Here is a 21762-nt window from a genome sequence, read left to right as displayed (position 1 = left end):
AAGGGTGTCGACCACTTTAAGGTGGGGACCACCCGCGGCAGTATTCGCACGGAGGAGGGGGACCAGCCATGCCGGACGCAGGCGACTCCGATCCGATTGAGCGCTACTTCCGCCCCCGGCCGGAGAGCCCGGCCGGCCCGGCGGAGCCCGCCGTCCCGGAGCGCCCCGGCGAGGGGGTCACCGTGGACGGGGTGCCCGCCCCCAGGGTGGCGGTGGAGTCCCGGGGGCCCCGCCGGCCCCGCCGCTCGATGAGCCACCGGTCGGCCGCCGGCGCCCGGCGGCAGCGCCGATTCCTGATGGTCACCGGCGGGATGTCGGCGTTCGTCCTGGTCACCTCGGGTGGCGCGTGGGCGTTCCAGAGCTATGTGGCCGGCAGCCTCGACAAGGTCGAGGTCGGCGGGCTCGGCGGCGACGACGGCCCCAAGGGGGCGATGACGATCCTGGTCGCCGGGGTCGACCGCCGCGAGGGCCTGACCCGCGAGCAGCAGAAGGCGGCCCGGCTCGGCAACGAGCCCGGCGAGCGCTCCGACACGATGATGCTGGTCCGGGTGTCGCGCGAGCACGACCGGATCGCGGTGGTCAGCCTGCCCCGCGACTCGCTGGTCACCATCCCGGCGCACCGGTCCAACGGCTCCGAGGGCGCCAAGGGGACGCCCGTCCCGTCCCAGCAGGGCAAGCTGACCTGGGCCTACCAGTACGGCGGCCCGGATCTGACGGTCGCCACCGTCAAGCGGGCCACCGGCATGTCCATCGACCACTACGTCGAGGTCAACTTCTACGGCTTCGTGAACATGGTGGACGCCATCGGCGGCGTGGACGTGTGCGTCGAGCAGCCGGTCTACGACAAGAAGAGCGGCCTGCGCCTCAATGCCGGCACCACCCACGTGGACGGGCTGAAGGCGCTGGCGTTCACCCGGGCCCGCTACAGCATCGGCAACGGCAGCGACCTGGGCCGCATCGACCGCCAGCAGCAGTTCATGGCCTCGCTGCTCAAGCAGGCGCTCAGCAGCAAGACCCTCAGCGACCCGGTCAAGTCCACCAGGTTCCTCAACTCGGCGCTGAAGACCCTGCGGGTGGACAAGAAGCTCGCCGAGAACCTGCCGGGCCTGGCCAACCAGATGAAGGACCTGTCCCCCGACAGCGTCACGTTCGTGAAGATCCCGCTCAAGAGCGACAACTACATGACGCCGATCAACGGGTCGGCGCCGCAGTCCACCGTGCTGTGGGACCAGGACAAGGCCGCCGACATGTTCTCCAGGCTCCGGCGGGACCAGCCGTTCACCAAGCCGTCGCCCACCGCCGCCGCCACGCCCACCCGCGACCCGAACGCCCCCACCGTCCAGCCGCGCGACATCAGCGTGGTCGTCCGCAACGGCGTCGGCACCCGCGGCCTGGCCGCCAAGGCCGCCGGGGACCTGCGCGAGGTGGGCTTCCGCACCACGGTCCCGCCGGGCGTCGCCCGCACCGGTCTGAAGGTCACCCAGATCCAGTACGGTCCCGCGCAGGCCGACTCCGCCCGGACCCTGGCCGCCGCCATCCCCGGCGCCAAGCTCAAGAAGGTCTCCGCGCTCGGCGACACCGTCCAGATCATCGTCGGCGCCGACTGGCGCGGCGCCGAGGAGGTCGAGTTCCCCTCCCTGCCCGGTGCCAGTCCCACCGGCTCGGGCCCGGAGACCAGCACCGCGTCCCAGAAGCTGTGCAAGTGAGGGGCACGGCCGCCACCCGCCGCTCCGGCGCGGCGGCGGCCGTCACCGGCGCTACTTGAGGAGCTGACGCGCCATGACCATGCGCTGGATCTGGTTGGTGCCCTCGTAGATCTGGGTGATCTTGGCGTCGCGCATCATGCGCTCGACCGGGAAGTCCCGGGTGTAGCCGTAGCCGCCGAGCAGCTGGACGGCGTCGGTGGTGACCTCCATCGCCGCGTCCGAGGCCAGGCACTTGCAGGCGCTGGAGACGAACGTCAGATCCGGCACCTTCTCGCCGTTCATGGCCCGCTCGGACTTGATCGCGGCGTGGTAGGTGAGCTGGCGGGCGGCCTCGATCTTCATCGCCATGTCGGCGATCATGAACTGCACGCCCTGGAAGTCGGCGATGGACTTGCCGAACTGCCTGCGCTCCTTGACGTAGCCGACCGCGTGGTCCAGCGCCCCCTGCGCGATGCCCAGCGCCTGGGCGGCGATGGTGATGCGGGTGTGGTCCAGGGTGGCCAGGGCGGTCTTGAAGCCGGTCCCCTCGGCGCCGATGATCCGGTCGGCCGGGATCCGCACGTCCTCCAGGATGACCTGGCGGGTGGGCGAGCCCTTGATGCCGAGCTTGCGCTCCTTGGGGCCGAACGACACGCCCGGGTCGGACTTCTCCACCACGAACGCGGAGATGCCGCGCGCCCCGGCCCCCGGTTCGGTGACGGCCATCACCGTGTAGTACTCCGACACTCCCGCGTTGGTGATCCACATCTTGACGCCGTTGAGCACCCAGTGGTCACCGTCGCGCACCGCGCGGGTCTTCATCGACGCGGCGTCCGAGCCGGCCTCCGGCTCCGACAGCGCGTAGGAGAACATCGCCTCGCCGCGCGCCACCGGGGCGAGGTACTTTTTCTTCAGCTCCTCGGAACCGGACAGCAGCACCGGCACGGTGCCGAGCTTGTTCACCGCCGGGATCAGCGACGAGGACGCGCACACCCGCGCGACCTCCTCGATGACGATCACGGTGGCGAGCGCGTCGGCGCCGGCGCCGCCGTAGGACTCGGGGACGTGCACGGCGTGCAGATCGCCTGCCACCAGCGCGTCAAGGGCGTTCTGCGGGAACTCACCGGTCTCGTCGACTTCCGCGGCATGCGGGGCGATCTTGGCCTCGGCGAGTTCGCGGACCGTCTGGCGCAGGAGCTCGTGCTCCTCGGAGGGCGCGTACGCGGGAAAGTCGGAACTCATACAGTTGATGCTACCGACCAGTAAAACCCTGGTCGGAGCAGGGACGCGGCAGGCGGCCCGCGATGGAGGGGAGTTGCCTTGGCCCACCACCGTCTGACGGTGATCGGCACCGGTTACCTGGGCGCCACGCACGCGGCCTGCATGGCCGACCTGGGCTTCGAGGTGCTGGGCCTGGACGTCGACAAGGACCGGATCGACCGGCTGTCGGCCGGCGACCTGCCGTTCTACGAGCCGGGCCTGGAGCAGGTGCTGCGCCGCAACCTGGCGGCCGGCCGGCTGCGCTTCACCACCTCCTACGACGAGGTGGCCGAGTTCGGCGACGTCCACTTCATCTGCGTGGGCACCCCGCAGAAGCCCGACGAGTACGCCGCCGACCTCAGCTACGTCGACGAGGCGGTGGGCGCGCTGGCGCCCCGGCTGGAACGCCGCTGCCTGGTGGTGGGCAAGTCCACGGTGCCGGTGGGCACGGCCAGGCGGCTGGCCGGGCGGCTGGCCCGGCTGGCCCCCGCCAACGGGGACGCGGTGCTGGCCTGGAACCCGGAGTTCCTGCGCGAGGGCTTCGCCGTCGAGGACACCCTGCACCCCGACCGGATCGTGATCGGCGTCCCCGACGACCCGGACGCCGCCGCCTGGGCCGAGCAGGTGCTGCGCGAGGTGTACGCCTCGATGACCGCCGAGGGCTCCCCGTTCATCGTGGCCGACTACCCCACCGCCGAGCTGGTCAAGGTGTCGGCCAACGCCTTCCTGGCCACCAAGATCTCCTTCATCAACGCGATGGCCGAGGTCTGTGAGGCCGCCCACGCCGACGTGACCAAACTCTCAGAGGCCCTGTCGCACGACGACCGGATCGGCGGCCGGTTCCTGGGCCCCGGCCTCGGCTTCGGCGGCGGCTGCCTGCCCAAGGACATCCGCGCGTTCATGGCCCGCGCCGGCGAACTCGGCGTCGACCAGGCGTTGTCGTTCCTGCGCGAGGTGGACGCCATCAACATGCGGCGCCGCATCCGCATGGTCGACCTGGCCCGCGAGCTGCTCGGCGGCTCCTTCATCGGCCGCACGGTCGGCGTGCTGGGCGCGGCGTTCAAGCCCAACTCCGACGACGTGCGCGACTCCCCCGCCCTCGACGTGGCCGCCACCATCCGCTCCCAGGGCGCCAAGGTCACCGTGTACGACCCGCAGGCCCTCGACAACGCCCGCCGGGCCCAGCCCTCCCTGGCCTACGGCGGGTCCACGCTCGACGCCGCCCGCGACGCCCACGTCGTCCTGCTGCTCACCGAGTGGGCCGAGTTCCGCGAGATGGACCCCGACGCCCTCGGCGCCGTCGTCGCCGAGAAGAACATCGTCGATGGCCGCAACGCCCTCGACAAGGAACGCTGGCGCGCCGCCGGCTGGAACTACCGCGCCCTCGGCCGCCCGTAGCCACGGCCGCCCGTACGCCGGGCGGCGTCCGGGCCGCTCCCACCACGGTCGGCGGCCCGGCCCGATGCACCGTCGGCACGGACCGGGTCCTCCCCCGGCCGTTCTTCCGGTGGCCGGGCCGTGGCCCGCACCGGGAAGCCGCCCCGGCCGGGCGGTGTTGTGCCGGGCATGGGTGAACGATATGCGGATCCGGATGTGATCACTCGGCTGCTGGCAGAGTCGCGGACGTGGGCGTTCGTGGGGCTGGCCGACAACCCCGCCAAGACCGTCCACGACCAGGCGCGCAGGCTCCAGCAGCGGGGCAAGCGGATCATCCCGGTGCATCCTGACGAACGGCCGGTGCTGGGCGAGCGGGCCTACGCCTCGCTGGCGGAGATCCCCGAGGACGTGCGGATCGATGTGGTCGGGGTGTATCGGCGGTCACCGTTCGCCGGGGCGGTGATCGACGAGGCCATCGCGCGCGGCGCCGGGGCGGTGTGGCTGCCGCTCGACGTGATCGACGAGGCCGCCGCCGAGCGGGCGCTGGCGGCGGGTCTGGACGTCGTGATGGACCGGTGCCCGGCGGTGGAGTGGGCGCGGCGCCACTGAGGGCGAGGGCCGGCCTGACCCACCGGGCTCCAGGAGACTGGCGGGGCTCGCCGGACCCGCCCGGCTCCAGGAGCTAGCGGGGCTCGCCGGACCCGCCCGGCTCCAGGGGCTAGCCGGGCTCGCCGGACCCGCCCGGCTCCAGGGACTCGCGCAGCCGGGCGCCCTTGGCCTTGGCCTGCTCGTACAGGTCCTGCTGGAAGTCGCGCATCCGCGCCCGCAGGGTCTCGTCGGCGGCGGCGAGGATGCGGACGGCCAGCAGGCCCGCGTTGCGGGCCGCCCCCACCGCAACGGTGGCGACGGGCACCCCGGCCGGCATCTGGACGATCGACAGCAGCGAGTCCATGCCGTCCAGGTACTTCAGCGGGACCGGCACGCCGATCACCGGCAGCGGGGTCACCGAGGCCAGCATCCCGGGCAGGTGGGCGGCGCCGCCCGCCCCGGCGATGATCACGCGCAGCCCCCGGTCGGCCGCCTGCGAACCGTAGGCGACCATGTCGTGCGGCATCCGGTGTGCGGAGACCACATCGGCCTCGTAGGGGACGCTGAACTCCGCCAGCGCCTCGGCGGCGGCCTTCATGACGGGCCAGTCGGAGTCGCTGCCCATCACCACGCCGACCAGGGGTGCCATCATGCCCTCTCCTTCGTCGCCGGGCCCATCGCCGGGCCCCAGCGCAGGTAGTCGGCGGCGTGCCGGGCCCGCTCGCGGGTCTCCGCCAGGTCGTCGCCGAGCGCGGTGACATGGCCGATCTTGCGGCCCGGCCGTACCTCCTTGCCGTAGAAGTGGACCTTCACGGCGGGGTCGTGGGCCATCACGTGCAGGTAGCGGGGGTAGATGTCCGGGTCGTCGCCGCCCAGCACGTTGGCCATCACCGTGTACCGGGCGGTCGGCTCGGTGGAGCCCAGCGGCAGGTTGAGCACGGCGCGCAGGTGCTGCTCGAACTGGGAGGTGCGGGCGCCCTCGATCGTCCAGTGCCCGGAGTTGTGGGGACGCATGGCCAGCTCGTTGACCAGGAGCCCGCCCGGCGCGGCGGACCCTCCGGTCTCGAACAGCTCCACCGCCAGCAGGCCGACCAGGTCGAGCCGTTCGGCGATGTCCAGGGCCAGCCGCTGTGCCTCGGCGGCCAGTTCCTCGTCCAGGCCGGGGGCCGGGGCGAGCACCTCGTGGCAGATGCCGTCCCGCTGGACGGTCTCCACCACCGGGTACGCGGCGCCCTGCCCGTACGGGGAGCGGGCGACCAGCGCGGCCAGCTCCCGCCGGAAGGGGACGTACTGCTCCACCATCAGCGACAGGCCCTCGCCGCTGAGCGACTCGACCAGCCGCCTGTCGTCGGCGCCGAGGGACTCCAGGATCCACACGCCCTTGCCGTCGTAGCCGCCGGTGGTGGCCTTGAGCACCACGGGCAGGCCGTGCTCGGCGGCGAACGCCTCCACGGCCGCCAGCGGGTCGCGGGGGTCCACCGGGGCGAACGCCGGGCAGGGCGCCCCGGCGGCGCTCAGCCGCTCGCGCATCACCAGCTTGTCCTGCGCGTGCAGCAGGGCGGCGGAACTCGGACGGCACGCCACCCCGGCGGCCTCCAGGGCCTGGATGTGGGCGGACGGCACGTGCTCGTGGTCGAAGGTGATCGCGTCGCAGCCCTTGGCGAAGGAGCGCAGGTCCGCCAGCGAGGTGTGCTCGCCGATCCGCACGTCCGCGCAGACCAGCGCGGCCGAGTCCCGGGGCGAGGCGGCCAGCACCCGCAGCGGGACGCCGAGCCCGATCGCGGCCTGCTGGGTCATCCGGGCCAGCTGCCCGCCCCCGACCATTCCCACGACCGGCATCTGACCAGGTTCTCTCACATCGGGAAAGGCTATAGGCACCCTGGTGGTGAACGAAGCGGACGTCGGCGGCGTCACACTGGTGTAGGGGCGTCTCCGGAGGGCAGGGCTCGGCGGGTACGCCCACCCGGCGGAAAGATCGTGCTTCGGGCGTCCGCAAAGCACCGTGCCTCTATTCTCGTTGTGCGAAACAGCCCCGTGTCCGGAAGGACGGTTCCCCTTCGTGAGCCTGGTCGCCAACCTCTACCGGCGGTTCGAGCACCTCGTGCGCGAGCTCGCGAAGTTCGGCAGCGTGGGGGCGCTGGCGTTCGTCATCACCATCGGGGTGGCCAACGCGCTGCAGTTCGGCCTGCACCTGGGGCCGTTGAAGTCCAACGCGGCGGCCACCGTGGTCGCCACCACGTTCGCCTACGCCGCCAACCGGTACTGGACGTTCCGGCACCGCGACCGGTCCGGGCTGGGCCGCGAGTACGCGCTGTTCTTCGCGCTGAACGGGATCGGGCTGGTGATCACCAACCTGGTGATCGGGTTCACCCACTACGGGCTGGGCCAGGACGGTCCGCTCGCCTACAACGCCGCGCTGATCGTCGGCACCGGGATCGCCACCCTGTTCCGCTTCTGGTCGTACAAGAAGTGGGTGTTCCTGCCGGCGGAGGCGCCCCCGGTGGACCCGGCCTCCGGGCTTCCCGAGACCCCGCCCGCCCCGCGACCCGATGCGGTGGACGATGCGGTGAACGGGGTGACGGCCCCGGCCAACGTCCCGGCCAACGGGGTCACCGGGCGCGGTGCCCGGCACCGGGCGCACAATGGCGTCCGCGTCCGCGACCACGACGTCCCGGCCGAGCCCGCCGGGCGGCCCGCACCGGCCCGCCGCCGGTAGACACGTCCGCCGAAAGCCCTGGGATAGACACGCTCGCCGGAAGCCTCGGGACAGGCACGTTCGCCGGCAGCCTCGGGCCGAGCGCGGTCAGGCGGGGCCCACGACCACCGGTTCCTCGGCCAGATGCCGTTCGGCCGCCTGGCGCAGGAACACCGCGAACACCGCGGGGCGGGCCTGCAGCAGCTCCAGCCGTCCGCCGTCCACCACGGCCAGCGAGCGGGCCAGGTAGAGGCCCAGGCCGGTGCCGTCGCCGCCGGTGACGCTGCGTTCGAAGATCCGGCGCTCCAGCTCCGCCGGCACTCCGGAGCCCTCGTCGCCGATCTCCACGACCACCGAGCCGGCGCTGTTCTTGGTGGTGAGGGTGACCGTGCCGGCGCCGTGCACCAGCGAGTTGTCCAGCAGCGTGGCCAGGATCTGGGACAGGCCCGCCGGGCTGACCAGGCCGACCAGCCCGCGCTCGCCGGTGAGCCGGATGTCCCGGCCGGCCCTCCGGAAGATCGGCCGCCACTCTTCTACCTGCTGGGCCACCACGTCGTCGAGGCCGACGGGCTCGGCGGCGCCGGTGCGGTCGTGCCGGGCCCGGGCCAGCAACTGCTCGACCACCGCGACCAGCCGCTCGGTCTGCGCCAGTGCGGCGGCGCCCTCCTCCCGGACGATGTCGGGGTAGTCGGCGGCCTCGACCATCTCCTCCAGGCGCATCGACAGCGCGGTCAGCGGGGTGCGCAGCTGGTGGCTGGCGTCGGAGGCGAACTCGCGGCTGGCCGCCAGCAGGTCGGCGATCCGCACCGCGCTGCGGTCCAGCACCTCGGCCACCCGGTCCACCTCGGGGATGCCGTAGCGGCGGCGGCGCGGGCGGGCGTTACCGGTGCCGAGCCGGTCGGCGGTCTCGGCGAGGTCGCTGAGCGGCAGCGTGAACTTGCGGGCCTGGAACATCGCCAGGCCGACGGTCACCGCCAGCCCCAACAGCGCCAGGCTGCCGATCAGCAGCAGTTGCCGCAGCGCCTCCTCGCGCACCTCCGCGGCGGGCTGCGACACCTGGACGCGGATCCCGCCCGCGGCGCGCGAGTGGGTCAGCAACTCGGCGCCCTTGGCCGGCCGGTTGCCGGCCGTCAGCACGGTGTCGTCGGGCAGGGTGATGACGATGTACCGGCCGGGATATCCCTGGGCGACCCGGTCGGCGGTGACCATGCGGCCGGTGCTCAGGCTGAGCTGCACGCCGCCGAGGATTGTCGAGGTCTCGCGTTCCAGCGACTGGTGCGCCTCCTCGTAGATGAGGCGGTGGGTCGCGTACGCGAGGGGGATGCCCAGCAACAGGATGGCGACCAGCGCCACCGCGAGGGTCGACAGCAGCAGCCGACGCCTCATCGGCCCTCCTCAGGTCGGATGGAGCCATGACCAGGCCGGGAGCCGGGCCGGTGCTCGGGACACCGCCCGTCCGGACGTACGGTCACGAGATGACTAGTCGCCGCGTTCGAAGCGGAAGCCCACTCCTCGCACGGTGGTGATGTAGCGGGGGCTGGCCGCATCGTCGCCCAGCTTGCGGCGCAGCCACGAGATGTGCATGTCGAGGGTCTTTGTCGACCCCCACCAGTTGGTGTCCCAGACCTCCCGCATGATCTGTTCCCGGGTGACGACCTTGCCGGCGTCGCGCACCAGCACCCGCAGCAGGTCGAACTCCTTGGTGGTGAGCTGGAGCTCCTGGTCGCCCATCCAGGCGCGGCGCGACTCGGCGTCGATCCGCACGCCCTGCACGATCGGGGTCTCGGTGCTGCCGCGCCGCAGCAGCGCGCGCACCCGAGCCAGCAGTTCGGCCAGGCGGAACGGCTTGGTGACATAGTCGTCGGCGCCCGCGTCGAGCCCGACGACGGTATCGACCTCGTCGGCCCGGGCGGTCAGGATCAGGATGGGCACGCCGTGTCCCTCGGAACGTACCCGGCGTGCCACTTCCAGTCCGTCGAGTTCGGGCAGCCCGAGATCGAGCACGATGAGGTCGACGCCGCCTCCCAGTGCCCGTTCCAGGGCCTGCGGACCATCGGGACTGACTTCAACGGTGTACCCCTCACGCCGCAGCGCGCGGGCGAGAGGCTCGGAGATGGACGTGTCGTCCTCGGCGAGCAGTACTGACGTCATGTCCGCATCGTATGACCATTCATCAACGTTTCCCGGCTAGTGCTGGCCTCTTGACCTGCGGTTTGCCACGAGTAGTACATCCTCGAACACGGATGAACCCCTACAAACCGGGAGGTAGCCGTACGTGAGACCGCCATCACCTGAGGTTGTCCGTCCGGTGGTCGCGGTGCTGCTGCTGGGTCTGGCCCTGACACACCTGGAACTGCTGTCCGAGGGGTTCCGCCACGCGCACTATCTCGGCGTCCAGATGATCACCGGCGCGCTGCTGGAGTCGGCGGCGGCCGTGGCCGTGATCGCCGACGACCGGACCTGGATCTGGGGGTTCGCGCTGGCCGAGGGCGCCCTGAACGCACTGGGCTACCTGCTCAGCCGGGCGTTCGGGCTGCCGCTGACGGCGGCCGGGGTCGCGGGGGACTGGTTGCACACCGGCGCCCTGGCGCTGGGCTTCCTCGGCCTGACGGTGACCGGTCTGGCCTCCTGGGTGCTGTTGGGCCGCCACCTCCACACCCGCCGGGGGCCGGTCACCTCGGCGCGGGACCGGGCGCTGCTGCCAGTATCGCCACCGAAGCGCCCGGAAGAGTGACGCTCCCGGCGTCCACGGCGATTCCCGGATCGGAGGCCAGCAACAGGTCCCCGGACACCGGCGCCACCGTCTTGCCGGAGCCGAAGGAGGCCGCCACGTACACCGTGCCGCGGCGCAGCACCAGCCATCGCGCGGCCTCGTCGTACTCGACGGCCACCTCGGTCAGCCGGGGGTCGGTCAGGTCGGGCAGCCGGCGGCGCAGCGCGATGAGGTCCCGGTGCCAGGCCAGCAGCTCGCGATGCGGCGGGCGGCCGGGCTCGGCCCAGTCCAGCACCGAGCTCCGGAACGTTTCCACAGCCTGTGGATCGGGGACCTCTCCCGCCCCCCAGCCGTGCCGGGCGAACTCGCGGCGGCGGCCCTCGGTGACGGCGCGGGCCAGCTCGGGCTCGGTGTGGTCGGTGAAGTAGCACCAGGGGGTGGCCGCGCCCCACTCCTCCCCCATGAACAGCATGGGCGTGAACGGCGCGGTCAGCACCAGGGCGGCGCCGACCTTCAGCAGCCCCGCGTCGAGGCCGGCCGGCAGGCGGTCCCCGGTGGCCCGGTTGCCGATCTGGTCGTGGTTCTGCAGGTAGCCCAGGAAACGGTGGGCGGGCGTGCGGAGCCGGTCCACGGGACGGCCGTGCCGGCGGCCCCGGAACGTCGACCAGGCGCCATCGTGCACGAACACCTCGGTCAGCGCCTTGGCCAGCACCGCCAGCGGCCCGAAGTCGCAGTAGTAGCCCTGCCGCTCCCCGGTCAGCGCCGCGTGCAGGGCATGGTGGAAGTCGTCGCTCCACTGCGCGTCCAGCCCGTGACCGCCGGCCTCGCGCGGGGTGACCAGCCGGGGATCGTTCAGGTCGGACTCGGCGATCAGGACCAGCTCCCGGCCGAGGTGGGCGGCGAGCGCGTCGACCCGGGCCGACAGCTCCTCCAGCAGGTGGACCGCCCGGCCGTCGGCGATGGCGTGGACGGCGTCCAGCCGCAGCCCGTCGAGGTGGAAGTCGCGCAGCCACGCCAGGGCGTTCTCGATCACGAAGGTCCGTACCTCGTCGGAGTCGGCCTGGTCGAAGTTGACCGCCTGCCCCCAGGGGGTTTGGTGCGCCGGGGTGAAGTACGGCCCGTAGTTCCCCAGGTAGTTGCCGCTGGGACCGAGGTGGTTGTAGACGACGTCCAGGACGACGGCGAGTCCCTTGGCGTGGCAGGCGTCCACGAACCGCTTCAGCCCGTCCGGCCCGCCGTACGGCTCGTGCACCGCCCACAGGTCCACCCCGTCGTAGCCCCATCCGTGCCGTCCGGGGAACGCCGCCACCGGCAGCAGTTCGACGAAGTCGACGCCGAGCTCCACCAGATGGTCCAGCCGCCCGACCGCCGCATCGAACGTCCCCTCCGGGGTGAACGTGCCGACGTGCAGCTCGTACAGGACGCCGCCGGGCAGGGGACGGCCGTGCCAGCCCTGGTCGTGCCAGGGGAAGCGGTCGTGCTCGTACACCCGGCTGCGGCCGTGCACGCCGTGCGGCTGCCACCGCGAACGCGGGTCGGGCAGCACCTCGCCCCCGTCGAGGACGAAGCCGTAGTCGGTGCCGTGCCCGGCCTCCGGGACCTTCGCCGCCCACCAGCCCGGCCGCCCCTCGACCGGCCCCATCAGATGCCTGGCGCCGTCCTCCCCTGTCTCGACCTCGACCCGCCCCGCCTCGGGCGCCCACACCTCGAATACGGTCACTCACGCTCCTTCTTCGTGACGGACGAGGAGGGCGACGGGGAGCACCCGCAGCAGCCGGTCGAGCCGTAGATCATCGTGCACGACACCGGTCAGGACGTCCCGCCACGGCCCGTCGCCGAGGGACAGGCGGGTGTCCGCCCAGCCGCCGCGCCGCTCCAGGCCAACGGGCAGCCGGGTGGCCGCCGCGACGACGCCGCCGCGGCGGAAGGCCAGGACGTGGCCGGCCGCCGGGCCCGCCGCCTCGACCGGCTCGTACCGGCCGGGGCCGAACCACTCGGGGCGGTCGCGGCGCAGCCGCAGCGTCCGCGAGGTCACCAGCAGCTTCTCGTCGTCGAGATCGCGCGGCGGCTCGCCCGCGTCCAGCCGGGCCAGGCGCGCCCGGCGATCGTCGTAGTCGACCGGGCGCCGGTTGTCGGGATCGACCAGCGACAGCCCGACCAGCTCGCAGCCTTGGTAAACGTCCGGCACCCCCGGCATGGCGAGCTGGACAAGCTTCTGCCCCAGGATGTTGGCCCGCGTGTAGAGCTCCAGCCCCGTCGTGAACGCAGCGACCTCTTCGGCGGGCAGGTCGCCGACGTAGGCCAGGACGGCCTCCTCGTAGGCGGGGTCGGGGTCGGTCCAGGAGGTGCGGGTCTTGGCCTCGCGCATCGCCTTGGTGAGGTACTCCGCTAGCCGTTCCCGGGTCAGCGGCCAGGCGCCGACGACGGTCTGCCACAGCAGGTACTCCAGGTCCGGCTCCAGCGGCGAATCCGGGGAGCGCCACCCCCGCACGGCCGCCGCCCACTCGCCGGGCAGTTCGGCGAGCACGGCCAGCCGGGCGCGGACGTCCTCCTGCCGCTTGGTGTCATGGGTGGACAGCGTCGTCATCGTGCTGGGCCAGTCGCGGGCCAGCCGGGCGCAGAACTCGTGGAACTCCGTGGGCGAGACCGCGAAACGGTCCGGCTCTCCCCCGACCTCGTTGCGGGCCACCAGCCGTGACCAGCGGTAGAACGCGGTGTCCTCCACGCCCTTGGCCATCAGCGGGGCGGCGGTCTGCTGGAAGCGCACCGCCACCTCGGTGGTCTCGTCGGTGCAGCCGAGGCCGCCGGAGACGACCGGCAGGATCGTCTCCAGCGCCGGGTGGAGCCGTTCGGGCAGGCGGCGCCGTGCCGCCTCAGCGGCCTGGGCCATCACCCGCCGCGTGTGCGGGAGCTCCTCCTCCCCCGGCTCGACGTAGGTGCGGTAGACGGGCATGGCCACCAGCAGCTCGACCAGCGCGGCCAGCATCTCGCCGGGGTCGTGCGAGGGCAGGACGCGGCACAGCGCCCGGTGCAGGCGGAGCACCTCCGGGCGCAGCCCCCGCTCGGCCATCTGGCGTTTGGCCCGGTAGGCGACCTCCTCGAAGTCGGCCGAGCCGCCGGTGAACGTGACGTACGCCTCGGTCAGGGGCCGCTCGCCCGCCGGGTCCACGAACACCCCGCCGACCATGTTCAGCGCGTCGTAGCCGGTGGTCCCGGCGCACGGCCAGTCGGGGGCCAGCTCCTCCGGGCCGGTCAGGATCTTCTCCACGACCGTCCACCGGCCGCCGGTCTCCTCGGCCAGCCTGCGCAGGTACGCCCTGGGCGCGGTCAGCCCGTCGGGGTGGTCCACCCGCAGCCCGTCGATCAGCCCCTCGTCCACCAGCTTGCGGATCAGCTCGTGGGTGCGGTCGAACACCTCGGGGTCCTCGGCCCGCAGCCCGGCCAGCGTCGAGATCTCGAAGAAGCGCCGGTAGTTGGGGCCCTCCCGCCAGTAGACGGGCCGGTAGTGGTCGTCGGGCAGCGGGAAGACGTGGTCGTGGTAGCGCAGCACGCCGCCGTCGGCGACCAGTTCGTCCCCGACGTCCTCGGCGCCCAGCACGGGCAGCAGGACCCGGCCATCGCCGTACTCCCAGTCGATGTCGAACCAGCGGGCGTACGGCGAGGCGCGGCCCTGCTCCAGCACCGACCACAGCGGCCGGTTCAGGCTCTCGGGCGCCGGGATCGCCATGTGGTTGGGGACGATGTCGACCACCAGCCGCAGCCCGGCTTCGCGCAGGCGGGCCGCCATGGCGCGAAAGCCCTCCTCGCCGCCGAGGGCGTCGCTGATCCGGGTGTGGTCGACGACGTCGTAGCCGTGCGCCGAGCCGGGCGCCGCCTGCAAAATCGGCGACAGGTAGACGTGCGAGACGCCGAGCGCGGCGAGGTAGCCGGCGAGCGCGGCGGCGTCGGCGAACCCGAACTCCGCGCGGAGCTGGAGCCGGTACGTGGCATGGGGGGCGGCGGTTCCTTCCGTGACGTCTGTGGCCTCCGTGGCCTCCGTGGCGTCAGACACGGCGCAGCACCTGGATCGAGCGGGCGTCCACCGCGACCACGTCGCCGGCCTTCACGCCGATGCCGTCGGCGTCCTCGGCCAGCAGCGGGTCGGCGGTGTCGAGCACCTTCAGCCAGGACCTGCCGTAGCGCTCCGGCGGCAGCGTGAACCGCAGCTCGCCGTGGTGGGCGTTGAAGATCAGCAGGAACGAGTCGTCGCGGACGCGCCGGCCGTGCCGGTCCGGCTCGGTGATCGCCTCCCCGTTCAGGAACACCTGCAGGGACTTGGCGAACCCGGCCAGCCAGTCCTGCTCGCCCATCTCCCGGCCGTCCGGGGTGAACCAGCCGATGTCGCTGAGCCGGGAGGCGTCCGGGTCGGCGGGCGGGCGGCCGCGGAAGAACCGGCGGCGCCGGAACACCGGGTGCTCGGCCCGCAGCCGCGACAGCCGCCGCACGAAGTCCAGCAGCGGGAAGTGCTCGCGCAGCCGCTCCCAGTCCATCCAGGCCAGCTCGTTGTCCTGGCAGTAGGCGTTGTTGTTGCCGTGCTGGGTGCGGCCCAGCTCGTCCCCGTGGGAGAGCATCGGGACGCCCTGCGACAGGAGCAGCGTGGTCAGCAGGTTGCGCTTCTGCCGCTCGCGCAGGGTCAGCACGGCCAGGTCGTCGGTCGGGCCTTCGTGGCCACAGTTCCAGGAGCGGTTGTCGTCGGTGCCGTCCCGGTTGTCCTCGCCGTTGGCCTCGTTGTGCTTGTGGTCGTAGGACACCAGGTCGTGCAGGGTGAACCCGTCGTGACAGGTCACGAAGTTGATCGAGGCGATGGGACGGCGGCCGTCGTCGGCGTACAGGTCCGAGGAGCCGGTCAGCCGGGAGGCGAAGTCGGGCATGGTGGCCGGCCGGCCGCGCCAGAAGTCGCGGACCGTGTCGCGGTACTTGCCGTTCCACTCGGTCCACAGCGGCGGGAAGTTACCGACCTGGTAGCCGCCCTCGCCCACGTCCCACGGCTCGGCGATCAGCTTGACCCGGGAGACCACCGGGTCCTGCTGCACCAGGTCGAAGAACGCGCTCAGCCGGTCCACCTCGTGCAGCTCGCGGGCCAGCGTGGCGGCCAGGTCGAAGCGGAACCCGTCCACGTGCATCTCGGTGACCCAGTACCGCAGCGAGTCCATGATGAGCTGCAGTACGTGCGGGGACCGCATCAGCAGGCTGTTGCCGGTGCCGGTGGTGTCCATGTAGTAGCGCGGGTCGTCGTCCACCAGCCGGTAGTACCGCTGGTTGTCCAGCCCCTTGAACGACAGCGTCGGCCCCAGGTGGTTGCCCTCGGCGGTGTGGTTGTAGACCACGTCGAGGATCACCTCGATGCCCGCCTCGTGCAGGGACTTGACCATCGACTTGAACTCCAGCACCTGCTCGCCCCGGCTGCCGGAGGAGGAGTACTCGTTGTGCGGGGCGAAGAAGCCGATGGTGTTGTAGCCCCAGTAGTTGCGCAGCCCCCGCTCGATCAGTACGTCGTCATGGACGAACTGGTGCACCGGCATCAGCTCGACGGCGGTGACGCCCAGGTCGCGCAGGTACTCGACCATCACCGGATGGGCCAGCCCGGCGTAGGTGCCGCGCAGCCGCTCCGGGATGTCGGGATGGGCGATCGTCAGCCCCTTCACATGGGCCTCATAGATCACCGTCTCGTGGTACGGGGTGCGCGGCGGGCGGTCGTCCCCCCAGTCGAAGTAGGGGTTGACCACCACCGAGCGCGGCATGTGCGGCGCCGAGTCCAGGTCGTTGCGCGACCAGGGGTCGCCGAAGGTGTAGCCGAAGCACGCCTGGTCCCAGTCGATCTCACCCTCGATCGCCTGGGCGTACGGGTCCAGCAGCAGCTTGTTCGGGTTGCAGCGGTGCCCGCGGGCCGGATCGTAGGGGCCGTGCACCCGGAACCCGTACCGCTGGCCGGGCATGACGCCCGGCAGGTAACCGTGCCAGACGAAGCCGTCCACCTCCGGCAGCGGCAGCCGGGTCTCCCGGCCGTCCGGGCCCGCCTCGTCGAACAGGCACAGCTCCACCTGCGTCGCCGCCTCGGAGAACACCGCGAAGTTGGTTCCCGCCCCGTCGAAATGCGCCCCGAGCGGATACGCCTGCCCGGGCCAGAAGCTCCCCACCTACCGCCCTCCCGCCTCCCAGATGCCAACGGGTGCCTTCCCCAGACGGGATGGATCACACCGGCCGGGTGCGGTACTGGCCAAATCGGACATCGGTCGGCTACCTTAGGAGAGCCTTACCTAACGAGGTCGTTCCGACGACCGCGCGCTCCGGCGCTTTCCCGAGAGGTTCCCGACCGGATGTACGTCTGCCTCTGCAACGGTGTCACCGAGAACGACGTTCACATGAGCATCGCCGCCGGCGCCGGGAGCACCCGTGACATCCGAGCGGCGTGCGGGATGAAGCCCGGCTGCGGCGTCTGCACCAAGCGCCTGTTCGCCCTGCTCAGCGAGCACCGCGCCACGAACGACCCGCTGAAGGTCACCACCGGCGCCGCCCCCGCGGCCACCCCCGCCGTGCCCCGGCCGTCCGAGCCCTTCTCCGCAGAGCCCTTCCCGTCCGAGCCCTTCCCCTCCGAGCCCTTCTCCGCGGAGCCCTTCCCCTCCGAGCCTTTCCAGCCCGAGTCCTTCCCGTCGGGTCCCGGTCGCGTCCCGGCCCTGCCGGGCGCCCCCGGTCTGCCGGTCGCGCTCGGCCTCCCCCGCATACCCGGCGCCCGCCAGGAAACCGCGGCCTGATCCTCACCCCCCACCGAAGGATCGCCGGGGAGTTTAAGCTGTCCTAATTCGGCTTCCGCGTGGAAGCATGGTGCCCCATGGAAGGCGATAAGGACATCATCGCGCTGCTCAACGAGCAGCTCACCGCTGAGCTCACCGCGATCAACCAGTACTTCCTGCACGCCAAGATGCAGGAGAACTGGGGCTACACCAGGCTTGCCAAGCACACCCGCGAAGAGTCCTTCGACGAGATGCGGCACGCCGAGCGGCTCACCGACCGCATCCTCTTTCTCGAAGGCCTGCCTAACTACCAGAAGCTCAACCCGCTGCGTATCGGACAGACCGTATTGGAGCAGCTCGAATCTGACCTGGCGATCGAGCTGGAGGCCGTGGCCCGGCTGCGGCCCGGCATCGAGCTGATGCGCTCGCGCGGCGACGTCACCTCCGCCCGCATCTTCGAGTACATCCTCGAGGACGAGGAGAAGCACATCGACTACCTGGAAACCGAGATCGGCCTCTATCGCTCCCTCGGCGAACACAACTACCTGCAGCGCCTGACCGGCTCCCCGGAGGAGGACGGACACGCCTGACCCGCTCCAAGGGAGCTCCCCTGCGAGCCCCCACCGCGCCCGCTCACCGTGCCACCCGGCACCGGGAGCGGGCGCCGACGCCTACGGCCCCAGACCCGCGCCCCAACGGCCCGCCTTCCCTTCACCAGGCCACCCCGGAAGGCCCGCACCCGCTCGGCCGGGCGTCAGCGGGGCGCGTCGCGTCCGGTATCCCGGCGCACGGCCGTGAACGTTCCGGAGTCGATTGCCGCCCAAGGCGGCTTGAGCCAGGATTGCCCCTGAAGTTAAGGGGACACGCATGGACGACGTGCTCGCCGGACGTTTCACCCTCCTGGCCGAGCTCGGCCGCGGCGGTATGGGCGTGGTCTGGCACGCCCGCGACGATGAGCTGGGCCGCGAAGTGGCGATCAAGCAGATCCTCCCGCCGCACGGCCTGGGTCAGAACGCGCTCACCGCCCGGCGCGACCGGATGATCCGCGAGGCCCGGGCCGCCGCCCGGCTCAACCATCCGGGTGCCGTCACGGTCCACGACGTGCTGCGGACCGACGGTGAGCTGTTCATCGTCATGGAGTACGTCCCCGCCCCCTCGCTCCAGGAGCTGGTGGCCAGGTGGGGACCGCTGCCGGTGGACAAGGTCAGGGCGCTCGGCCTGGCGATGCTGAACGTCCTGGAGGAGGCCCACCGGATCGGCATCGTCCACCGGGACGTCAAGCCCGCGAACGTGCTGATGTCCGCCCACGGCGTCAAGCTGACCGACTTCGGCATCGCCCGTCTCGAAGGGGACTCCACCCTCACGGCCGAGGGCGCCGTCATGGGATCCCCCGCCTTCATGTCCCCCGAGCAGGTGCGCGGGGAGCAGACCACCCCGGCGACGGACCTGTGGGCGCTCGGCACCACCCTGTACTTCGCGCTGGAGGGCCGTTCCCCCTTCGCCCGCGATCACCCGGGCGCGAGCATGGCCGCCGTCCTCACCGAGCACCCTCCGCCGCCCCGCGCTCTGGCCTCCCTGATCGGCCGCCTGCTGGCCAAGAACCCCGCCGACCGCCCGAGCCCGCAACAGATCCGCAGCGCCCTTACGGACGGAACCGGCCCGCAGGCCCCGCCCACGCCCGCGCCGCAGAGACAGGCCCCGCCCATGCCCACACCGCCGGGAACGGTGCCCCCACGGGCGCAGCCGGCGTGGGACCAGAGGGCCTGGACGCCCATGACCGGGCCGCCGCGCGACCACGGAGGACGACCGTCCCGCGTCCCCGAACGGCTCGGCGGTGCCTCCCTGGTGGCCGGTTCTCTGCTGTGGTTCTTCTTCTGGCTGGTCCCGGGGCCGGGCACCGACCTCCTCCGCGACAGGCATATGCCAACGGCCCTGTACCTCATCACGCCCGTGACCTGTCTCGTTCTCGGGGTGGTCGTCCTGCTCCGAGGGGAGACCAGGGCGGGGGCATGGGCGATGGGGCTGGCGCCCTGGCTCATGCCGGCCGCCCTGACCGGTGTCGCTCCCTATTTCGGCCAGCACGATCTCCTCCCGTACGTGCTGCTCACCGCCGGAGCCTTCGCGGCCGGGCTGCCCAGGCCTCACCCCGGCCCGGCAGCGCGCGGCCCCGCCGCCGCCCATGTCGTCGCCGCGCTCGCCGCGTCCCTCACCGCCGCGGCGGCGATGTACCTGGGGTCCTCCATGTGGTCCTGGAACATCCTGCTCGTCGTGGGCAGCGCCGTGGCCCTGGGAACGGCCGCGCTGATCCGGGGCGGGCAGGACGGCTCCTTCGTCCTGTGGGGCTGGAGCTTCAGCGCCGCCCAGGTGACCTCGTTCTTCGTCTACCGCAACCTGAGCGACGGCTTCGCCACCTCACTGGTCGTCCCCATGGCGCTGCTGGCCGCAGCCGCCGCCATCTCCCTGACCCACGGCCTGTTCCTGCGACACGCAAGGACCTGACGAGCCTCTCCCCGCTTGCGGGGAGTCGGGTCAGGAGCCGGTGGCTCGGCGTAGGACGTAGGGCTGGATGATGCCGAGGCCGCGGGCCGGGCGGCGGACGATGCGGGTGACGCTGTAGTCGTCGGACTTCTCCAGCTCGGCGGCCAGCTCGGCGTCGATGACGACCGCGCCGGGGCGGGCTATCGAGGTGAGGCGGGCGGCCAGGTTGACGGTGGTGCCGAAGAGGTCGCCGCGCATGGGCAGGACGGGGCCGTAGGCGACGCCGACCCGCACGTCGGGCATCTCGGTCTCGTCCTTGATGGCCTCGGCGATGCTCAGCGCGATCTCGCCGCCCAGCCGGGGCGAGTCGGCGCTGAACAGGACCTCGTCGCCGAGGGTCTTGATCAGGCGGCCGCCGCGGGAGGCGACCACGTCCGCGGTGGTCTCCTCGAAGCGCTCCACCACCCGGGCCAGCTCGGGCTCCTCCAGCTCCCGGCTCATCTGAGTGAAGGAGACCATGTCGGCGAACCCGACGGTGGCCTGGGAGCGGGCCGCGGCCGGGTCCTCGGCGGTGGCGGCCAGCGCCATCGCGCGGGTGCCGGCGGCGGCCAGCTGGCGGCGCCAGGCGTGCACCAGCAGGGGCTCGAACTCGCCGATGTGCTTTCCGGCCACGTCGACCAGCAGCCGGACCGACTCCGCGCTGGGCGGCTCCTGGGAGTCCTGCTCGGCCATGCTGGTGAACAGGTCCACCTGCCACTCGGCCAGCCGGGTCATGGTCTGGCCGAAGGCGCGCACCAGGCGGATCGCGCCGTCCTCGTCCAGCACGCCCTCGTCCATCAGCCGCCGGATCTGGCACAGTGCCGCGATGTCGCCCTCGGTGAAGGCGACCGCGTCCTCGCTCAGGTGCGGATAGCCCAGGGCACGCCACAGGCGCTGGGAGAACTCCCAGGTCACCCCGCCGAGCCGGACCGCATCCGCCCGGGTGTACCGCAGCTCGCCGCCCAGCAGCAGCTCCTCGATCTCCCGGGGGTCGGGCAGCCGGCCGGCGCCCGCGCCGGGGTCGCGCCGCGGCCGGGAGCCGCTAGCGCCGTTCTGGGACGCCATCGGAAAGATCCCCGATCGAACGGTACGGCCCGGCCGGACACCGGCCCGCCGCCGGAACCTCCCGCGACACCGACCGTCTCGACTCGCCACCCGATCCGATCATCAGGGCGGGCTCGTGCTGACCCATACCGATATCGTGACAGAAACCCGGCCGGATCGGCGCTCCGCGCGCCAAACACTCCACTTCCGGTCACCGTACGTGAACGACATCGCCCGCGCCGACCACCTGGTCCCCCTCGGGGGTGGCCACCACCAGGCAGCCGGCCGCGTCGATGTCGACAGCCTCCCCGGTGAGTGTCCGGTCCCCGGGAAGCAGGACGCGGACCCGCCGGCCGAGGGTGGCGCACAGGTCCTTGTACGCGGTGCGCAGGCCGCTGGTCTCCGGGTCGCCCTTGAGGGCGGTCCACTCCCGGTACCAGGTCTCCAGCTCGCGCAGCACCGCCCTCAGCAGCGCCTCCCGTTCCTGGAAGGTGGCGTCCTCGCAGGCCAGCGAGGTGGCCGTGGGCACCGGCAGTTCGTCGGTGCGCAGGCTCACGTTCAGCCCGACGCCCACGACGACGGCGTCCGCCACCTTCTCGGCGAGGATCCCGGCCAGTTTGCGCTCGCCCACCAGCAGGTCGTTGGGCCACTTGAGCCGTACGTCCAGCCCGCTGCCACCCGGCCGGCCGAAGTCGCCGGAGGCGGCGCGGCCGGTGACCCGGCGCAGGGCCGTGGCCGTGGCCAGGCCGGTCAGCAGGGGCAGCCAGCCCAGGGCCGCCGGGTCCACGCGGGGCCGCAGCAGCACCGAGAACATCAGGCCCGAGCGCGGCGGCGCCGTCCAGGACCGGCCGAGCCGCCCCCGCCCGGCGGTCTGCGCCTCGGCGACCAGCACCTGCCCCTCCGGTGCGTCCCGCCGCGCGGCCTCGGCCAGGTCGGCGTTGGTGGAGCCGGTCTCCGCGACGACCTCGATCCGCCGCCACAGCGACCCGGAGCGCACCAACATGCGGTTGAGCGCCTGCTCGTTGAGGGGCGGACGGCCGAGATCGGTGAAGGGTGACTCGTTCACTCCTCCATCCAACCCCACGGCCGGTCCGCCGGGGCGGACCGGCCGGG

General features: G+C 72.3%; 18 protein-coding genes. 8 read left to right on the top strand and 10 right to left on the bottom strand.

Annotated features, from left to right (window positions below; translation table 11 throughout):
- Nucleotides 1-68 precede the first annotated feature (68 nt).
- The gene (locus C4U03_RS35015; protein ID WP_103944108.1) at nt 69-1706 is read left to right on the top strand and encodes an LCP family protein; all 1638 of its coding nucleotides are present in this window, start codon (nt 69-71) and stop codon (nt 1704-1706) included.
- 51 nt (nt 1707-1757) lie between these two features.
- Here the strand turns inward: C4U03_RS35015 and C4U03_RS35010 are convergent, their stop codons facing one another.
- Nucleotides 1758-2927 (bottom strand): acyl-CoA dehydrogenase, encoded by a 1170-nt coding sequence (locus tag C4U03_RS35010; protein ID WP_103944107.1) that lies wholly within the window; start codon nt 2925-2927, stop codon nt 1758-1760.
- A 141-nt stretch (nt 2928-3068) separates the two neighbouring features.
- Between C4U03_RS35010 and C4U03_RS35005 the strand changes: the two genes are divergently transcribed.
- Nucleotides 3069-4343 (top strand): UDP-glucose dehydrogenase family protein, encoded by a 1275-nt coding sequence (locus tag C4U03_RS35005; RefSeq protein WP_235018331.1) that lies wholly within the window; start codon nt 3069-3071, stop codon nt 4341-4343.
- Between the two features lie 168 nt (nt 4344-4511).
- Nucleotides 4512-4931 carry a CoA-binding protein gene (locus C4U03_RS35000; RefSeq protein WP_103944105.1) on the top strand — a complete coding sequence of 140 codons (420 nt, stop codon included), beginning with the start codon at nt 4512-4514 and terminating at the stop codon, nt 4929-4931.
- A 109-nt stretch (nt 4932-5040) separates the two neighbouring features.
- Here C4U03_RS35000 and purE read toward each other — a convergent pair whose 3' ends face one another.
- Both purE and C4U03_RS34990 read right to left on the bottom strand, forming a co-directional pair.
- A complete protein-coding gene (gene purE / locus C4U03_RS34995; protein WP_103944104.1) occupies nt 5041-5562 on the bottom strand; it encodes a 5-(carboxyamino)imidazole ribonucleotide mutase in 522 nt (173 codons plus the stop codon).
- Nucleotides 5559-6749, bottom strand: coding sequence for a 5-(carboxyamino)imidazole ribonucleotide synthase (locus C4U03_RS34990; RefSeq protein WP_103944103.1), 1191 nt, complete (start codon nt 6747-6749; stop codon nt 5559-5561). Before C4U03_RS34990 ends, purE begins: the two co-directional genes overlap by 4 nt.
- Nucleotides 6750-6969: 220 nt before the next feature.
- Between C4U03_RS34990 and C4U03_RS34985 the strand changes: the two genes are divergently transcribed.
- Nucleotides 6970-7626 (top strand): GtrA family protein, encoded by a 657-nt coding sequence (locus C4U03_RS34985; RefSeq protein WP_235018325.1) that lies wholly within the window; start codon nt 6970-6972, stop codon nt 7624-7626.
- A gap of 87 nt (nt 7627-7713) precedes the next feature.
- On the opposite strand, the gene C4U03_RS34980 is transcribed toward C4U03_RS34985, so the two are convergent.
- Nucleotides 7714-8991, bottom strand: coding sequence for a sensor histidine kinase (locus C4U03_RS34980; protein WP_103944102.1), 1278 nt, complete (start codon nt 8989-8991; stop codon nt 7714-7716).
- Between the two features lie 93 nt (nt 8992-9084).
- Nucleotides 9085-9756, bottom strand: a complete 672-nt coding sequence (locus tag C4U03_RS34975; RefSeq protein ID WP_103944101.1) for a response regulator transcription factor — start codon at nt 9754-9756, stop codon at nt 9085-9087.
- A 157-nt stretch (nt 9757-9913) separates the two neighbouring features.
- Between C4U03_RS34975 and C4U03_RS34970 the strand changes: the two genes are divergently transcribed.
- A complete protein-coding gene (locus C4U03_RS34970; protein WP_103944100.1) occupies nt 9914-10339 on the top strand; it encodes a hypothetical protein in 426 nt (141 codons plus the stop codon).
- On the opposite strand, the gene treZ is transcribed toward C4U03_RS34970, so the two are convergent.
- Genes treZ through glgX form a run of 3 tightly spaced genes read right to left on the bottom strand, consistent with a single transcriptional unit; the run spans nt 10278 to nt 16494 of the window.
- Nucleotides 10278-12038 carry a malto-oligosyltrehalose trehalohydrolase gene (treZ, locus tag C4U03_RS34965; RefSeq protein WP_103944099.1) on the bottom strand — a complete coding sequence of 587 codons (1761 nt, stop codon included), beginning with the start codon at nt 12036-12038 and terminating at the stop codon, nt 10278-10280. The genes C4U03_RS34970 and treZ overlap by 62 nt on opposite strands.
- Nucleotides 12039-14369, bottom strand: coding sequence for a malto-oligosyltrehalose synthase (gene treY / locus C4U03_RS34960; protein WP_103944098.1), 2331 nt, complete (start codon nt 14367-14369; stop codon nt 12039-12041).
- A complete protein-coding gene (glgX, locus tag C4U03_RS34955; RefSeq protein WP_103944097.1) occupies nt 14362-16494 on the bottom strand; it encodes a glycogen debranching protein GlgX in 2133 nt (710 codons plus the stop codon). The genes treY and glgX overlap by 8 nt, the downstream gene beginning before the upstream one ends.
- On the opposite strand from glgX, the gene C4U03_RS34950 reads away from it, so the two are divergent.
- The 3 genes from C4U03_RS34950 (at nt 16450) to C4U03_RS34940 (ending at nt 19587) form a co-directional block, all read left to right on the top strand.
- Nucleotides 16450-17109: a (2Fe-2S)-binding protein gene (locus C4U03_RS34950; RefSeq protein ID WP_327374262.1), complete on the top strand. Its 660-nt coding sequence runs from the start codon at nt 16450-16452 to the stop codon at nt 17107-17109. The genes glgX and C4U03_RS34950 overlap by 45 nt on opposite strands.
- 77 nt (nt 17110-17186) lie before the next feature.
- Nucleotides 17187-17678, top strand: coding sequence for a bacterioferritin (bfr, locus tag C4U03_RS34945; protein WP_103944095.1), 492 nt, complete (start codon nt 17187-17189; stop codon nt 17676-17678).
- 277 nt (nt 17679-17955) lie between these two features.
- Nucleotides 17956-19587, top strand: coding sequence for a serine/threonine-protein kinase (locus C4U03_RS34940; protein ID WP_103944094.1), 1632 nt, complete (start codon nt 17956-17958; stop codon nt 19585-19587).
- 30 nt (nt 19588-19617) lie between these two features.
- Here the strand turns inward: C4U03_RS34940 and C4U03_RS34935 are convergent, their stop codons facing one another.
- Both C4U03_RS34935 and C4U03_RS34930 read right to left on the bottom strand, forming a co-directional pair.
- Entirely contained in the window at nt 19618-20670 is a 1053-nt protein-coding gene (locus C4U03_RS34935) for an adenylate/guanylate cyclase domain-containing protein (RefSeq protein ID WP_103944093.1), read from the bottom strand.
- Between the two features lie 190 nt (nt 20671-20860).
- Nucleotides 20861-21715, bottom strand: a complete 855-nt coding sequence (locus tag C4U03_RS34930) for a biotin--[acetyl-CoA-carboxylase] ligase (protein WP_235018323.1) — start codon at nt 21713-21715, stop codon at nt 20861-20863.
- Nucleotides 21716-21762: the final 47 nt, after the last annotated feature.

Source organism: Thermomonospora echinospora (assembly GCF_900108175.1).
Lineage (GTDB): Bacteria > Actinomycetota > Actinomycetes > Streptosporangiales > Streptosporangiaceae > Thermomonospora > Thermomonospora echinospora.
This window is presented reverse-complemented; position numbering and strand designations above follow the sequence as displayed.